Consider the following 260-nt stretch of genomic DNA (forward strand, 5'->3'; position numbering starts at 1 on the left):
TCGGGCGTGGTAGTGCTGCCGTGTGGTGCGGGCAAGACGATGGTCGGCGCGGCCTCTATGGCGAAGGCAAAGGCCACCACCCTGATCCTGGTGACGAACACCGTCGCGGGCAGGCAATGGAAGGACGAGCTGGTGCGCCGTACCTCCCTGACCGAGGACGAAATCGGCGAATACTCCGGAGAGAAAAAGGAGATCCGCCCCGTGACCATCGCCACCTACCAGGTGGTCACCCGCAAGTCGAAGGGCGAATACCGGGCGCT

General features: G+C 64.2%; 1 protein-coding gene. It reads left to right on the forward strand.

The window, feature by feature from the left end; genetic code table 11:
* On the forward strand, nucleotides 1-260 hold a 260-nt coding region (locus HMPREF3166_RS10280), incomplete at both ends, for a DEAD/DEAH box helicase family protein (protein WP_246816903.1).

The sequence above is a fragment of the Corynebacterium sp. HMSC08A12 genome (assembly GCF_001807485.1).
GTDB lineage: Bacteria > Actinomycetota > Actinomycetes > Mycobacteriales > Mycobacteriaceae > Corynebacterium > Corynebacterium evansiae.